The sequence below is a fragment of the Agaribacterium haliotis genome, assembly GCF_002312815.1.
Taxonomy (GTDB): Bacteria; Pseudomonadota; Gammaproteobacteria; order Pseudomonadales; family Cellvibrionaceae; genus Agaribacterium; species Agaribacterium haliotis.
Window position 1 is genome coordinate 75,310 of record NZ_NKQJ01000008.1, and the last position, 14,998, is coordinate 90,307.

Consider the following 14,998-nt stretch of genomic DNA (forward strand, 5'->3'; position numbering starts at 1 on the left):
AGCTTATGAATACACATCAGCGGCCGGTCTATTTAGCTTTGCGCTTCCCGTTTATTGCACTCGAAGCACTCAACTGTTCACTTGAGCAAAAAGTGCTTGTCTACAACAAGCAACAGCAGGTTGTGATGGCGAGTCCGCCTTGTTTTGAGCAGGGGGTAAAGTTAGACATGAATTTAGCAAATGCCTCGCTGTTGTTGGAGGCTGAAACCCAGGCAAGGGATTATCAGGCCGAGTTACTGCTATTAAAAAGCCTGGCGGATCAGCTCTATGAATTTACGCCTTATATCGATACCCAGCACCAGGCAAGTGGTGCAGCTTTAATACTGGAACTCTCTACCTGCTTAAAGTTGTTTAATGGACTAGAGCGCTTGCTTGAAGCTATTTATAGCTGTGTGTCACAAAGAGGGCTTGAATATCAAGCTGCTTTGGCTGGTAGTTCCGAGGCCGCTTGGTTATTGGCCGGTAGCAGTAAACACTGCTGGGCTTATGCTATGGCCGACAGCGATGCGTTATTGGGCCTGAATGTGTCTGAGTTAAATATTGATGAAGCAACTAAGGACAGTTTAAGAAAGAGTGGTTTTCGCAATCTAGCAGAACTTAAAAAACAGCTTGTCAAAAGCGGTGGGCAGGCCTTTCGCACTCGCTGGGGGGCAGGGTTAGCTGATTACTTAAATGCTTTGTTTATGGCCAATGCCGTGCAGAGTGATTTATTTCACCGGCCACTGTTTCGGTGTCGAGAGCAGTTTTATGAGCCTGAACAAGCCTACCGCAGTAGTTTGGAGTTTGATTATCCGCTTGTCTCTATTGATTTACTTGATGCGCCGATGCGCCAATTGCTCGAAGAATTGGGCACTTATTTGCAGCAAAACCAGTTGCAGTGCAGTGGTATTACCTGGGCTTTTGGCAGTATTGATCAACGACACAGTTCAATGCCGGTGCGCTGCGAGCGGGTACACAAAGATTATTTACTGTTGCTTGAGTTGAGCTTGATACAGCTTCAACAACTGGGGCTTCCGTTTGAAGTTGATCGCCTGTCGATTGAACAAGCTGACTTGCACAGCGCCGAGTTGGCAACTGAGAAGCTAGCAAGTTTTACCGAAAAGCAGGACTCACGTGATGAGCAGCTGTTACTGAGGCGTATGCAGGCACGCCTTGGTCGAAAAAATGTACGCAAACTCAGCCTTGTTGATGAGCATGTCCCTGAGTTGGCCAGTACAAGTGTGGCGGCGGACGAGCTTGCTTTAACACATTTACCGCAAGCTTTGGCAGAAGCCGAGCGCCCATCGTGGCTGTTAAAGTCACCGTTAAAATTAGCCGTTGATAAACAAAAATTGTTTTGGCAGGGGCCCTTGCAATTAATACGTGGCCCCGAACGCATTGAAAGTCACTGGTGGGATGAGCCCTGTGCACGTGATTATTTTGTTGCTTTGCGCGACGATCAGGTGAGGCTGTGGGTTTACCGGGATCTGCGCCAGCAGGACTGGTATGTGCACGGTATTTTTTAGTTGGTGCGAAAACGGTGATGTTGAGTGCGCTCTATTGTCAAAGCAATTTCAGCTTTTTATGTGGTGCTTCTCACCCGCAGGAGTTGGTTGAGCGTGCAGTGGAGCTTGGTTATCGCAGTTTAGCGTTAACGGATGAGTGTTCACTGGCCGGTATTGTTCGCGCCCATCAAGCGGCTAAATGCAATAATATTCGCTTGATTTGTGGCTCTTTGATTCGTTTGCAAAGTGGGGAGGCATTTATCGTATTAGCGCCAGATAGGCAGGCTTATGCGGAGCTTTCTGGTTTTATCACATTGGCACGCCGGCGCTCTAATAAAGGTGAGTATCAAGCGAACTTTGAAGATTTGCGCTTTCGCTTAAAACGCTGTTTTCTGATTTGGCTGGCAGAATCGAGGCTTTTAGAGCGAGATAAAGACAGCAAGGCGATGTTTGCCCAGAGTTTGGCTAAAGCGTTTGCTCGGCGACTGTGGATAGGTATTGACCATCGATTATTAAAAGCCGAAGTGAGTGCTTTTTTAAGCTGGCGCCAGCTTGCTGAAACAGTGTCAATTCCTTTGCTTGCCTGCCCCAAGGTTTTAATGCATACAAAGGCGCGCAAGGCGCTGCAGGATGTACTCACGGCGTTAAAGCAGAGAAAAAGTGTGCAACAGATGGGCTCGGCGCTTGAACAAAATGCCCAGGCTTATTTAAAAAGCCCAGAACAGCTTAGCCGCCTCTATCCTGAAGAGTTGTTACTTGAGGCGCAAATACTTGCCGATCGCTGCCATTTTTCTCTTGATGAGTTGAAATATCAGTATCCGCGAGAACTGGTGCCCGGTGGGCAAACACCCATCGACTACCTGAGTGCTTTGGTTGAACAAGGCTCCAAGCAGCGCTGGCCACAAGGTGTGCCTTACAAGGTAAAGCAGCTCATTAGCAAGGAGTTAGCTTTAATTGCCGAGCTGCATTATGAATACTATTTTTTAACCGTTTACGACATCGTGCGTTTTGCCCGCAGCCAAAATATTCTCTGTCAAGGGCGGGGCTCCGCTGCTAATTCAGTTGTCTGTTACTGCCTGCGTATCACTGAAATCTCCCCTGATATGATTCACGTTCTATTTGAGCGTTTTATTTCAAAAGAAAGGGATGAGGCGCCGGATATTGATGTCGATTTTGAGCACAGCCGGCGCGAGGAGGTGATTCAATATATCTACAGAAAATACGGGCGGGAGCGAGCAGCTCTTGCCGCAACGGTTATATGTTATCGCCCCCGGAGCGCTATTCGTGATGTGGGCCGAGCTCTGGGGTTTGAACCTGGGTTAATTGATTCGCTGGCGAAATCACTGGCCTGGTGGGATAGGAAGGGCGATTTAAAAAGGCGCATTGCTGAGGCCGGTGTGCAGAATAGTACGCGTTTAAGTGCCTTGTTTTATCAATTAGTGCAAGCGATCCAAGGGTTTCCTCGCCATTTAAGTCAACATGTGGGCGGCTTTGTGATTACAGAGCAGGCTTTAAGCTCCATCGTTCCCGTTGAAAATGCCGGTATGGCTGAGCGCACAGTGATTCAGTGGGATAAAGATGATCTCGAGGCGATGCAGCTGATGAAAGTTGATGTGCTTGCTTTGGGCATGCTTACCGCTTTGAGAAAATGTTTAGAGATGGTTGGCAGCTACCAGCGCCAGATCCAGTGTTTGGAGGATATTCCGAAAGAGGATGCCGCGACCTATGAGATGTTGAGCCGAGCCGATAGCATCGGCGTGTTTCAAGTCGAATCAAGGGCGCAAATGTCCATGTTGCCGCGTTTGAAACCAAGGTGCTTTTATGACCTGGTGATTCAGATTGCGATTATTCGCCCCGGCCCTATTCAGGGGGGCATGGTTCACCCCTATTTAAAGCGGCGAGATGGTGAAGAGGCCATTGATTATATTAACGATGCTTTAAAAGAGGTGTTAGAGCCGACTCTAGGCGTACCTATTTTTCAGGAACAAGCCATTCGTCTGTCGATGGTTGCCGCAGGTTTTAGTGGTGGCGAAGCCGATGAGCTTAGGCGGGCGATGGCTAGCTGGGGGAAAAACGGTAATTTGCTGCAATTTGAACAGAAGTTTATTGCTGGCATGTTGAGTAATGCTTATAGCAAGGAGTTTGCGCACCGGCTTTTTGAACAAATAAAGGGGTTTGGGGGCTACGGTTTTCCCGAATCACATTCGGCGAGCTTTGCAATACTCTGTTATTTTTCATCGTGGTTTAAACGCCATCACCCGGCTGCTTTTTATTGTGCTCTGTTAAACAGTCAACCGATGGGCTTTTATTCCCCGTCGCAATTGGTGCAAGACGCGCGACGTCACGCCATTAAAGTATTGCCTGCAGATGTATGTTTCAGTAGTGATGAATGCTGTTTGGAGAATATTGCGGCCTCTGGAGAAAACAAGCTTTGGGCGCTCAGGCTTGGCTTGTTGCAAATTAAGGCCTTGAATAAAGCCGCTGCACAGCGTATTTCATCGGCGAACAAAATCAAAACTTTTGTCTCTGTGCATGATTTACAACTCAGAGCAAAACTAAGCCGCATTGAGCTTGAATATTTGGCTTCGGCAGATGCGCTGCACAGCTTGCAGGGGCATCGTTACCAGAGTCACTGGTCCGTCGCCGGTATGCAGCCAAGCATTATGGGCTGTCAGGTGGCAGAACATGCACTGCAGTCAAAGTCTCCCGAAATGATTGAAGATATTCAAGCCGATTTCGACAGCTTGCGTCTGAGCCTACGTGCGCACCCGATGGCGCTTTTGCGGCGCATGGCGGCGTTTTCCAGCTGTCGCCTGCAAAGTGAGCTGAAGTTTATTCGCCATGGTAGTTTTGTTCAGGTGGCGGGCATCGTCACGGGGCGCCAACGCCCGGGTACGGCTAAAGGCACGGTGTTTTTGACGCTTGAAGATGAAAGCGGCAATATTAATGTCGTTGTTTGGAAACGCACCCAAGAGTTGTTCCGTCAAACCTTATTAAATGCCAAGTTAATACGAGTGAAGGGGCGTCTTGAGCGCAAAGCCGATGTGGTGCATGTTATTGCTGGGCAACTTATTGACGCCAGTGAACACATAGCGGCGCTTTCAACAAAATCTAGAGACTTTCATTAGTGCCAAATTGCCGGCAAAGTTGGCACATAAACGCAACAAAACTGGTCTAGAGTTAAAAAATTGCGGCAGAATAAAAATGAAAATTTTAACTAAGGGGTATCTATGACCGCTTTCAGCGCGGCCAAGCAGTTAGGCGCAAGCGATTATCAAGCAATACGAAAACAAAGCGAGGCACTGTGTGTTTCTCTGAGTGCCGAGGATATGCAAGCCCAGAGTATGGCCGATGCCAGCCCGGTCAAATGGCATTTGGCACATACAAGTTGGTTTTTTGAAACCTTTATTCTGCTTAAGCAATGTAAAAATTACCGAGTATTTAATGCCGCTTTTGCACATCTGTTTAACTCTTATTATGAAAGTGCGGGCACTCGCCATGCGCGCCCCCAGCGTGGTCTTTTAACTCGCCCTTCGTTAGAGCAAGTCTATGCGTACCGGCGCTACGTTGATGAACATATGTTACAGCTGCTTGATCGGGGGCAACTTGAAAGCAAGCGTTGTCAGTTAGTTCTTGAGACCGGCCTGCACCATGAAATGCAGCATCAGGAATTGTTGCTTACCGATGTTTTACACCTCTTTAGTTGTAACCCCTTGTATGAAGCAGTATTTGAGGCACACGACAATAGCTCGGCGGCAGCGCCTGCACTGACATTTATTAAACGCAATGCCGGTATGTACAAGGTTGGTCATGAGCAAGGGGGCTTTGCCTATGACAATGAAGGCCCTGCACATGATGTTTATCTTCCCGCTCACAAGCTCGCCAATCGACTTGTGACAAACGCTGAGTGGCAGGCATTTATTGATGATAAAGGTTATGAACAGCCTTTGCTCTGGTTGAGCGACGCTTGGGCGCGCTGCCAACGAGAAAAGTGGCAGGCACCGCTATATTGGCACAAACAAGATGATCAGTGGTTTCAATTTGGCTTAGATGGTTTGCAAGTGCTCGATGCCGATGCACCGGTTTGCCACGTCAGCTATTACGAAGCTGAGGCGTTTGCACGTTGGGCCGGCAAGCGTCTACCTAAAGAGCACGAGTTAGAAAGTGTTTCGCAAGAGCAGCCAGTTTCAGGCAATCTGGCCGAAAGTCGGCACTGGCGCCCTCAGCCAGCTAAGCTTGAGCAACCGGGTATTCAGCAGTTGTGGGGGGATGTATGGGAGTGGACACAAAGCAGCTACATGCCATATCCAGGTTTTCGCGCTGAGCAAGGGGCCCTCGGTGAATACAACGGTAAATTTATGATTAATCAGCTGGTATTAAAAGGTGGTTCGTGTGTAACACCGGCAGCTCAGCTTAGACCAAGTTATCGCAACTTTTTTTACCCGTTTCATCGCTGGCAATTTATGGGCCTGCGTTTAGCGGAAGATATGTAAGAAAGCAGTAGTTGGGGCGACAATACAAAAAGTAGCAGGAGGCAACATGAGATTGGCGACACAAACGGCGGTAAACGTAGGGGATGAACAGCATCGCGACATTGATGTAACGCGGCTGGAACCGACTTTTTTACGAGAAGCCTGGGCTGGCCTGGAGCAGGAGCAAAAAGCGCTTTCTGCCAAATATTTTTACGACGAGCGCGGCTCGCAGTATTTTGATGATATTTGTGCCCTGGGTGAATATTATCCGTATCGCACTGAGATGAGCATGCTGCCAAATGTGGCAGATGAGCTCGCTCAAATGTCTGAAGACTCACTGACAGTTGTCGAATTTGGTGCAGGCTCACTGATAAAGATACGGCCTTTATTAAGGGCTGTGCCATCGATTTGTACCTATGTGCCGATTGATGTCAGCGGTGAACATTTATATCAAGCTACACGCGCACTGCGTCATGAATTTAGCGATGTACGTATCAAACCTCATGTTGCGGATATGTGGGAGCCGGGTGAGTTGCCACCAACGAAACACCAGTTGATGGGTTTTTTCCCCGGTTCGACCATTGGTAATTTTGATCCGGTTGATGCGGTTGCGTTTTTAAAACGTGTCAAAAGCTATCTCGGTAGCGGCTCGCAGCTATTGATTGGTGTTGATACTAAAAAGTCACCGGCTATTTTGCACCGCGCTTACAATGATGGCCGCGGTATAACGGCTGCATTTAATCTTAATATGTTGCGCCGCTTAAATAATGAGCTTGAAGCCGATATCAATTTGAAGCAGTTTGAGCACTACGCCTATTACAATGCGCCACTTGGGCGTATAGAAATGCACTTGGTGAGCACCTGTGATCAGAATTTTAGTGTGGGTGGGCGCAGGTTTTATATGCATACAGGCGAGAGCATACACACTGAAAATTCATACAAATACAGCCCGAAGCAGTTTCGTCATTTAGCTGCAAATGCAGGTTGGGCCTGTCAGCGCCAGTGGCTCGCAGATGGGGATATGTTTGCTATGTATTTATTGTCTGCTGAGCGTTAAAGCGAGTTATAAGTGAGCGGCGTTGTATATCGGGCAGTTAATGCCTTTGCCGGGCCCGGTTGCCGGGGCCGCAGGCACCGAGTTATTGAAGCCCAAACAGCTATTGATAGCGATTTTTATCTTTCATATAGCTTGCAAGTTAGCCCAGATATTGTTGTTGTGTTGCCGGCAGGTTTTTCTGCAGCTGAACCGGTGCTGCTTCGTATCTTTCACAATGGCCGCGAGGTTCTTTTTTGCGGCTCTGGGGCTATGTCTGCAGGTTTTTATTGCATGCAAAACCTCGCCAATGCCTGTCTTGAATTTGAATTGCCGGCCAAGTCACTGAGTATTGAAAAGCGCGATGGCGCCTTGATGATGCACGGACGTGCCGAGCTTGCTGAGCAAAAAGTCGACACGGATTATTGGCAGGCTTTACTTGGGCAAGAGTTGCTTAGATGCACAGCAATAAATGGTGGTTATCTTATTGCCGAGATTGCCAGTGCTGAAGTTCTCAAGCATTTAACGCCCGACTTAGATCGCTTGCGCGCTGAAACCACTGCGCCAGCCTTAATTGTCACGGCGTTGGGTGCGCAGTCTATGCAAGAAGACTACGCCATGCGCTATTTTGCTCCCCAGTACGGTAACGATGAAGATGCAGCTACGGCTTCGGCCAACCTGTATTTAATGAAATATTGGCAGGGAAAACTCAATAAAACCGAGTTGCGAGGTCGGCAACTGAGCCCGGAAGGCGCTGTATTTTCTGCTTCAGTTTGCGGCGACACGGTTAGCCTTAGCGGTGATGTGTGTTTTGCTTAAAGCCATAGCCTAGGCCTGAATACCACTTCGACTTACAAGCAGCTCGTTTGTGCGCTTGTGCAGCAACCTTCAGCACTTATTTCAGTGAGGACGTTCTCTCATTGATATAGCGTTCGTAGTCGGGAATGGCCCGTTCATAGCTTTCGCCAATCAGAGGGGAGGTGATTAAAAAATCTGCCGAGGCTGGATTGCTGGCAATGGGGATGTTCCATGCGGCTGCCAAGCGTAATAAGGCTTTGACATCGGGGTCGTGAGGCATGGGTTCAAACGGGTCCCAAAAGAAAATCAGTACATCAATGTCGCCTTCAGAAATCTTTGCGCCTATCTGCTGATCACCACCGAGCGGCCCGCTGATGAACTTGTGGATTTTCATATTAAGCGCTTTTTCGATAGTAAAGCCTGTGGTTCCTGTTGCGTAAAGAGCGTGATTGGCGAGCAAATCTCTGTTTTTCAGCGCCCAGTCAGTGAGTACGGGTTTCATATTGTCGTGTGCAACCAGGGCAATATTCTTGTTTTTGTGTAAAGGGGCGAGCTTGGTGTCCATCGAGAGTCCTCGTTGCAGGCAAATCGCTTATTAAGTAATCAGTCTAAGGTGTTGATTTTATTATAGATACCTCATTGAGGGGAGCGAGCTAGCTCAAATAAAAAGATTTTAATTTTTTTCATTTAAAGTGTTGACAGTTAGAGGCCCTATACCTATTATGCGCACCCTCTGACGGGGACAGAACAAACCCCAGGCGACGCGCTCGTAGCTCAGCTGGATAGAGTACCTGGCTACGAACCAGGCGGTCGGAGGTTCGAATCCTCCCGAGCGCGCCATCTTAACAAAAAAGGCCTAAGCGAAAGCTTAGGCCTTTTTTGTTTTCTATTGCTTATTCTTTGCTTCGAGCCCATTCAGCGCCCTTAAACAAAGAGCGCTGGAATAGCTGAAATCAAGCGAACCTTGGTAAAAGCTCGCCCAGAACTAAACCGTGCGTCTACAGCGATACCATGACCGCAAATTCAGGGTAGGTCTCGCTGCAGCTGGTAAAGCGGCTTTCTTTACAGTCATTGTACTGTAGGCCTACCACACCAATGCGGGTATACACCTTGCCGTTGCCATCGAGTATAAAGCCCGCGCGGCCGCCGTAGGCGCTTAAATCATCCATATTTTCGATATAGGTCTGTTTATACAGCGCGCCGACATAGGGTTTGAAACGGCCGAGCTGGGTGATGACGTAGGTCAGTGTCGGTGTGGTTTCGTAAATGTCGACATCTCCGCCGAGCCAGGCCTGTACATCCAGGCCCACTTCAAGCCCACGGGTGAGAAAATAACCGCCGCCGAGGCCGAGTATCATGTAGTCATCGCCAAAGCTGGAGCCGGCGCCAAGTGTTACGCCTAAGCGTTTACTGCCTTGATCAAATTCATCGGCCAGTAAGAGCGGTGGCATGCAGATCAAAATGAGAGCTGCTAGGGTGGAACTAAAGACTCGTTTCATTTGTCTTTCCTTGATGTGAAGTCGTTGTATTGACGAAGTCGATGCCGCGATTATACACATTCGCTTCGATATTCTGATGACGCAGAGGGATAAGCAGCCGGCACACTCAGTAAAGTTTGCAGGCTTGAAGCAGGGCACATTAATAAGCAGATGAATAGTGATGGCCCAGGATGAAAAAACTTATGTTAAGTTGTGTAGCTACAGTATTGGCTCCTGCCGTTCTTGCCGAAATGCCTATCTTAGACCTCTATGACGAAGAGTTCAGCGGCTACGAATACGCGCAATTCTTTCAGGAGCAGAGCCTTCCCGGCGGTGAGCTCGAAAGTGATGACTACGAATGGGGGCAGTCGTCGCTGGCGCTGGCTTTAAACCCCGATGAGCAAGTCGTGTTAGATCAGCACTGGCGCTGGCAATCGGGTTTTTCTGTGCCTGTGAATGAAGAGCTGGCGGTGAGTGTCGACAGTATCAATAGTCTGGATGCGCGAGGTTATCGGCTCGATGCGCTTGGTGTAGGGCTCAAAATCAGCTTTTAATGCCCTGTTCAGTGTTTCGCGTTTGCCTGTGTTTTAGCTAAATCCGCTTGGGTCAGCGGCTGATAGACCCGGTCAAACACATAGTGCAAGCGCAGCTTTTGCTCTTTGTTATCCAGCTCCGGTTGCTCTTCTTGCCATGGAACCAGATACATAATCTTCGGCAGTTCTTTGTTGCCTTTAATCTTAATGGTTTTCAGTTCAAGCCGATCTTTGGCTTGAGCGCTGGCGCTAAAGCACACGATAAATGCAGCCGCTAAGCACAAACAGCGAACCATATGTGGTGTTAGCTGTGAGGTCATTATTGAGTATCCGCGTTGGCTCGTTTAAGTTCTTCTACCCAGGCTTTGGTTTGCGCATCTTCATGTGCGCTCAGCTCTAGGTAGCGCTGGTAGAGTTTAATCGCTTGCCCGAGATCCTGGTAGTAGGTGTCGTAAATAAGTGCCAAATTGTGATATGCCAAGGCGTATGAGGCATCGCTCTTGATTGCTTGCTCAAATTGGCTGGCGGCAAGGCTGAGCTCTTGTTTCTGTAGGGCCAGCATGCCGCTCAGGTTAAGCGCAGCGGCGGATGCGCCGGCCTTGTTCACATACTTCTGCGCCGCATCGTAGTTTTCAGCTTTGTATTCAACAATGGCAAGGTTTAGGGCGATTTGTTGATTATCACTTTGTTTGGCCAGGCTTAATAGCTGTTTGCGGGCCTTGTCTAGGTAGCCAAGCTGAATCAGCTCCACGGCGTCGTTAAGCGTTTGTTTTTGCTCGGTGCTGAGTGCTTGTGCGCTGCTACTTGTCGCTGTCGCCCTGGCGGGTTCAACGGGCATCTCATCTTTTTTGCTCTGTCCGCCGCAGGCGCTCAATAGCACCACACTGCAAAAACAGAGGTATTTAAAGAGGAATTTAAATAGCTGCTTAGTCATAGAGTGCGACGGCCTCAATTTTTGTCTGGCGTTGGTAGCGCGCGGGGAAAAGCTGCGCTAGCTGCTCGCGGCTGGCCTGCAGCCACTGGTTGTAGAGGCCCTCTTGTGAGCGGGCGAGATTGACCTCGTGAAATTCAATGGCTTTATCCTCAAAAGGAAAGGCCTGGTCTTCAAGTAGTATTTCATATTGATCAAGCTCATCGGCACTTAGACCTGAGGGCCGCTCAGAATCCAGCAGGGCACTGGCGAAGTTTTCATAGATTTTGGCAATGCTGTAGGTCGCTTCAGTGGTGGTCTCGGCAAGGCCAAAACCGGAAGCCTTACCGTACAGGCGAATGGCCTCTTGCATATGTGCTTTTTTTGCCTTGAGGTTTTTCTGTAGCGGCGCAACGAGGCGGCGTTTATCAAACTGTTTGTGGCTCTGCTGAGCCAGTTCCAGCGCATTGCTGGCACCGAGGTAGTTGCTGCGCTCAGTGCGCGAAGCGGCAGCCAAACTAGAAGCGCGGCTGACAATTTTGTTTTGCCAAAAATGGCGCTTCTGCGCTTCGCCGCTGCGCTGGTAGAGCTCGCCGAGCTTTTGCATGGCCTCAAGGTTTTGCTCTGCCGGCAGCGGGTAGTCGTGGGCGTAGCTGCGATAGGTGCGAATTGCTGAAGCGAGGTCTTTTTTCTTTTCGTAGAGCTCGGCGGCCTGCCACAAAGCGATGCGTTTTAGTTCGGCATCTTGTTCAAAGTTTGAAATGCGTTCAAATTGTTTGGCTGCTTCGTCGGTGCGGTCGGCCTTAAGGTAGGCGATGGAAACAATTTTACTGACGTCGTTACTAAGTGAGTGCTGGGGATAGAGTTGGTCAAAGCGCGAGGCGATGGCAATACTCTGATCCCAGTCCTGGCTGTCGTTAGCGAGCGTAAGTGCCTCGTACAGTGCCTTGGGGGCAAGCTCGGTTGAACTTGCGTATTGGCTAATAGCCACAAGCTGAGTCAGGCCCTGAGCCTGATTGCCTGCGGCCAGCGATGTTTGCGCTTGCTGGTAATACACATAAGCGAGATCGTCGTCGATGCTCTGGCGCTGTTTGCCTTTAAGTATGGGGTCTTGTTGTAAATCGAGTAGCAACGCTTTGGCTTCATCAAACTGCTTGAGCTCAATATACGAACTTGCCTCGAGGTAGCGCAGCTCAAATTCCGGGTTGCCCGCACTAACATTTGCGCTGCGGCTTTGTGCGATGCGCAGAGTTTGCTGATATTGTTTTTGTGCGTAAGACTGCTGTGCGGCCAGCTTGGCGACCTCGGCACTGTTGCTATTATTGGGGTAGAGTTCTAAATACCAGAGGCTGTAGTCGACGAGCTTTTCTAAATAACTGAGCTGGCCGCTTTGATCGAGTAGGGTGCTCGACAAGGCGATGCTTAAATAAGCGGCTTCTTCATCGAGCACAATCTGCTCGTCAAAGGCCGCTTTTTCAAGCATGGCGAGCGCCTGCTGATTTTGTTTCATGCCGTAAAGCAGGTGCCCGTAATCCCGATAAATGCGATCCTGGCGGGCGAAGTCTTCAAAATAGCGCAAGTGGCGCTGATACCACAATTCGGCATTTTTAAGGTCTTGAGTTTTGTGCTCGGCAATATAGCGGCCGTGGAAAAACTTGGCTTGCTCGGCGCAATAAAGGCGCAGCTTGGTTAAGGCCTCGGCTTTGACTAGCTCGTCTTGATAATTCTGCCAATAGCTCGATTCGGGGTTGTAGCCTTGATAAAACGTTTCCGTTGCATCGAGTGCGCGTTTGCTAAAGCCCGCTTGTTTCCATGCTTCAATTGCGCCGACTTGTGCAATCGGCACCATGGCGTCATCGGGGTTGTGCTCGACAAAATCACCGAGTACACGCGCAGTGTCACTGTAGCGTTCCTGGGAGCGGTACAAGTCTGCGAGCGATGCGTGGGTTCGATAAACCTCTTTAAAGTTGGGGTTTCGCGCAAAGTATTGGGAAGGGCTGAGCTCGTCTTCCAGGTAGCTAAAAGCCAGCGATATAGCGCGAAAATATTCGTTATTTAACTCTTGCTCATCGGCGCTTAGACCTTGGTCGTACTGAAAATCGTGCATGACCAATGCTTCGCTCAAATCGTCGATGGCCTCGACGTAGAGCTCTTGTTTGTAGCGGGTCCAGCCGCGCTTAAACAGCGCTTTTTCATAGAAACGCTGAGCCCCAGGCGCCATTAATACTTCAGAGTACGCGTACTCGGCGGCCAGGTAATTGCGCTGAGCAAATTCGGCTTCTCCGAGGCGAAATTGTGCCTCGGCATAAAATTTTGATCGGTTGTATTGGTTAACCAGTTTGTCGAGCGTAAGCGCGGCCGAGGCGACATCGCCCTGTTGTTCGTAAGCGTAGGCTAATTGATATAGCAACTTATCGTTACCCGGCGCATCGGGGTAATCGGCAAGTGAGGTTTCCAGAAGTTGAATGGATTTATCTAGGGCGCTGTTATAAGCGCTCTCAATGCTTTGCTCATCTTCGCTACTGCTGTGAATTTTTTTACTTAAATCGAGCTCCATTTGCGCCAGGCGAGTGATCGCCCGCTGGCGCGAAGCGTCAGTGCTTGGCGCACTATCGAGATAGTTGTAATAGGCCGCTTTGATTTCCGCATTGGTGCGGGGGCTGACTTGGCCGTTGCTGTTGCGCTGACGGAGTTCTTCACCGCTATCAATATCGGCGAGTGTTTGACGTGTTTGTTCTTGCTGGGCGCAGGCCATCAACAAGCTCAGCACCGCGCTTGGCACTGCTAAATACGCGCGGCGCCTGAACAGGCTTAAATTAAAAAAAGCGTTAATCTTTGTCATAGAGTTTGGCCATTGCAAAACGACACTGGCTAAGATAACTGTGAGCAATGTCTTTTTGTAATTGCAGCTGATCGATAACGAGCTGTTTTAAATAATCAATATGTTGTTGCTGCAGCTGATCGAGTTGTTTGTTCGGCGCCGCCGAGCTTTGCAGCGCAGCTAATAAATCAAAGTTAGCCTTGAGCCACTGTTGGCGGCCCGAGTGTTTATCGGGGCTGCTGGTATTTAGGCTTCGCTGGCCTTCGGCAAACAGTTTAAATAGTTCGCTGCCGGAGTTGCTCTGCTTCGCTTTTTGCTGTTGCTGCAGCAGTTTATTTTCCCACTTTTGATAATAAGCGCTGGCCGAGTAGTATTCGGTTTCTGCGAGTTTAGCCTCTCCCATTAGTTCGTAGCTGTAGGCAACAAGCAGTGGTGCTTCGCTGATTTGCGTTAGAGAGCCCTCGGATTTTTGTTCCACTTGGCGCTGTTTCAGCAATTTAAAAGCATTCAGGGCGGCGCCGTGCTGCTCCTGGTGCATGGCGGTAAGACCTAAGCCGAGCAGAGCCTGGTCGCCGACGCTGCTGTCGAGGCCTATACGGCGAAAGCTTTCACGTGCATCTTTATAGTATTCATTTTGCAGCTGCGAATAAGCGAGGATCAGCTGGCTTTGATCAAAACGCTCGTAGTTTTTGTTTTTTAACAGTGACTTTTCCAAATCTCGAAGTATCAGGTGGGCATCCGTCCACCAGCCTTGGCGAATATTGGCAACGGCAAGGTTGATCTGAGCCTGTAGGTAATAGTCACTGCCTGGCGGAACAGCCTTGTACAGGCGCATGGCTTCGCGATGTTCAAGCAGCATTTGCAGCGACGATCCGCTCATAAAATAGCTGTATTCGGCTTGATTTTTACTTAAGTCGCGGACGGCTTCAATTTTACGCAAGCTGTCGATGGTCTCATGCCAGCGCTGCCAGGCAAAAAGCTGCTTGGCTTTTGCAAAGCGAATTTGCGCGCTGCTTAGCTCCAGCCCTTCGTAGTCGGCTTGTTCTAATAATGTATCGGCCAGTGCAAATAAATTGTGCTGATACAAAGCATGGGCAACATCGCCGATCTGTTCGTGATCCAAAATCAAATCAAACTGGCGTCGATATGAGCACAATTGCTGGATATGCTTAGCGAGCTTGTCGCGGCCATCTTGGCTTAACAGCAAAACAAGGCCATCGGCAGTGATTTGCTGCTGTTGAGACGATGGCGCTGTTTTTTCGCAATAGTGTTGCAACTGCTGCTGCAGTTTGGCGTCCATGGCCAGCAATTCGCTATCTGCAGCAAAAGTACCGGCGCTGAAAAACAGTGCGCTGCCGCAGAGCAGCGCTCGAGCTAAACACGATAACTTACTGCGACTTGGCGATGGCAGGTTTTTCAGTTGAGGCTTGAGCAAAGAGCGGGGAATAAGCGTATTCATAAGCGTGTTT

General features: G+C 49.3%; 12 protein-coding genes and 1 tRNA gene. 7 read left to right on the forward strand and 6 right to left on the reverse strand.

What is annotated here, in order from left to right; genetic code table 11:
* Positions 1 to 5: 5 nt before the first annotated feature.
* From CFK45_RS10650 to CFK45_RS10670, 5 genes are all read left to right on the forward strand, one after another.
* Positions 6 to 1,505 carry a DNA polymerase Y subunit UmuC family protein gene (locus tag CFK45_RS10650; protein WP_096086426.1) on the forward strand — a complete coding sequence of 500 codons (1,500 nt, stop codon included), beginning with the start codon at positions 6 to 8 and terminating at the stop codon, positions 1,503 to 1,505.
* A gap of 14 nt (positions 1,506 to 1,519) precedes the next feature.
* Positions 1,520 to 4,612 carry an error-prone DNA polymerase gene (locus CFK45_RS10655; RefSeq protein WP_096086427.1) on the forward strand — a complete coding sequence of 1,031 codons (3,093 nt, stop codon included), beginning with the start codon at positions 1,520 to 1,522 and terminating at the stop codon, positions 4,610 to 4,612.
* Positions 4,613 to 4,714: 102 nt separating this feature from the next.
* Positions 4,715 to 5,977, forward strand: a complete 1,263-nt coding sequence (gene egtB / locus CFK45_RS10660) for an ergothioneine biosynthesis protein EgtB (protein ID WP_096086428.1) — start codon at positions 4,715 to 4,717, stop codon at positions 5,975 to 5,977.
* A gap of 46 nt (positions 5,978 to 6,023) precedes the next feature.
* Positions 6,024 to 7,013 (forward strand): L-histidine N(alpha)-methyltransferase, encoded by a 990-nt coding sequence (gene egtD, locus CFK45_RS10665; protein WP_096086429.1) that lies wholly within the window; start codon positions 6,024 to 6,026, stop codon positions 7,011 to 7,013.
* 12 nt (positions 7,014 to 7,025) lie between these two features.
* Positions 7,026 to 7,808 carry a PhzF family phenazine biosynthesis protein gene (locus CFK45_RS10670; RefSeq protein ID WP_096086430.1) on the forward strand — a complete coding sequence of 261 codons (783 nt, stop codon included), beginning with the start codon at positions 7,026 to 7,028 and terminating at the stop codon, positions 7,806 to 7,808.
* A 76-nt stretch (positions 7,809 to 7,884) separates the two neighbouring features.
* Here the strand turns inward: CFK45_RS10670 and CFK45_RS10675 are convergent, their stop codons facing one another.
* A complete protein-coding gene (locus CFK45_RS10675) occupies positions 7,885 to 8,352 on the reverse strand; it encodes a methylglyoxal synthase (RefSeq protein WP_096086431.1) in 468 nt (155 codons plus the stop codon).
* Positions 8,353 to 8,550: 198 nt separating this feature from the next.
* Between CFK45_RS10675 and CFK45_RS10680 the strand changes: the two genes are divergently transcribed.
* Positions 8,551 to 8,627 (forward strand) — tRNA-Arg (locus CFK45_RS10680).
* A 158-nt stretch (positions 8,628 to 8,785) separates the two neighbouring features.
* On the opposite strand, the gene CFK45_RS10685 is transcribed toward CFK45_RS10680, so the two are convergent.
* Positions 8,786 to 9,286 (reverse strand): hypothetical protein, encoded by a 501-nt coding sequence (locus tag CFK45_RS10685; RefSeq protein ID WP_143247554.1) that lies wholly within the window; start codon positions 9,284 to 9,286, stop codon positions 8,786 to 8,788.
* 182 nt (positions 9,287 to 9,468) lie between these two features.
* Here CFK45_RS10685 and CFK45_RS10690 point away from each other — a divergent pair, with 182 nt between their 5' ends.
* Positions 9,469 to 9,819, forward strand: coding sequence for a hypothetical protein (locus tag CFK45_RS10690; RefSeq protein WP_143247555.1), 351 nt, complete (start codon positions 9,469 to 9,471; stop codon positions 9,817 to 9,819).
* Between the two features lie 8 nt (positions 9,820 to 9,827).
* On the opposite strand, the gene CFK45_RS10695 is transcribed toward CFK45_RS10690, so the two are convergent.
* From CFK45_RS10695 to CFK45_RS10710, 4 genes are read right to left on the reverse strand one after another with little or no spacing between them, the layout of a single operon-like run.
* Complete coding sequence (locus CFK45_RS10695) at positions 9,828 to 10,118, reverse strand: hypothetical protein (protein WP_096086434.1); 291 nt, start codon at positions 10,116 to 10,118, stop codon at positions 9,828 to 9,830.
* Positions 10,118 to 10,732, reverse strand: coding sequence for a tetratricopeptide repeat protein (locus tag CFK45_RS10700; RefSeq protein ID WP_096086435.1), 615 nt, complete (start codon positions 10,730 to 10,732; stop codon positions 10,118 to 10,120). Before CFK45_RS10700 ends, CFK45_RS10695 begins: the two co-directional genes overlap by 1 nt.
* Positions 10,725 to 13,550 carry a tetratricopeptide repeat protein gene (locus CFK45_RS10705; protein ID WP_096086436.1) on the reverse strand — a complete coding sequence of 942 codons (2,826 nt, stop codon included), beginning with the start codon at positions 13,548 to 13,550 and terminating at the stop codon, positions 10,725 to 10,727. The genes CFK45_RS10700 and CFK45_RS10705 overlap by 8 nt, the downstream gene beginning before the upstream one ends.
* Positions 13,537 to 14,988 (reverse strand): hypothetical protein, encoded by a 1,452-nt coding sequence (locus CFK45_RS10710; protein ID WP_096086437.1) that lies wholly within the window; start codon positions 14,986 to 14,988, stop codon positions 13,537 to 13,539. Before CFK45_RS10710 ends, CFK45_RS10705 begins: the two co-directional genes overlap by 14 nt.
* Positions 14,989 to 14,998 lie beyond the last annotated feature (10 nt).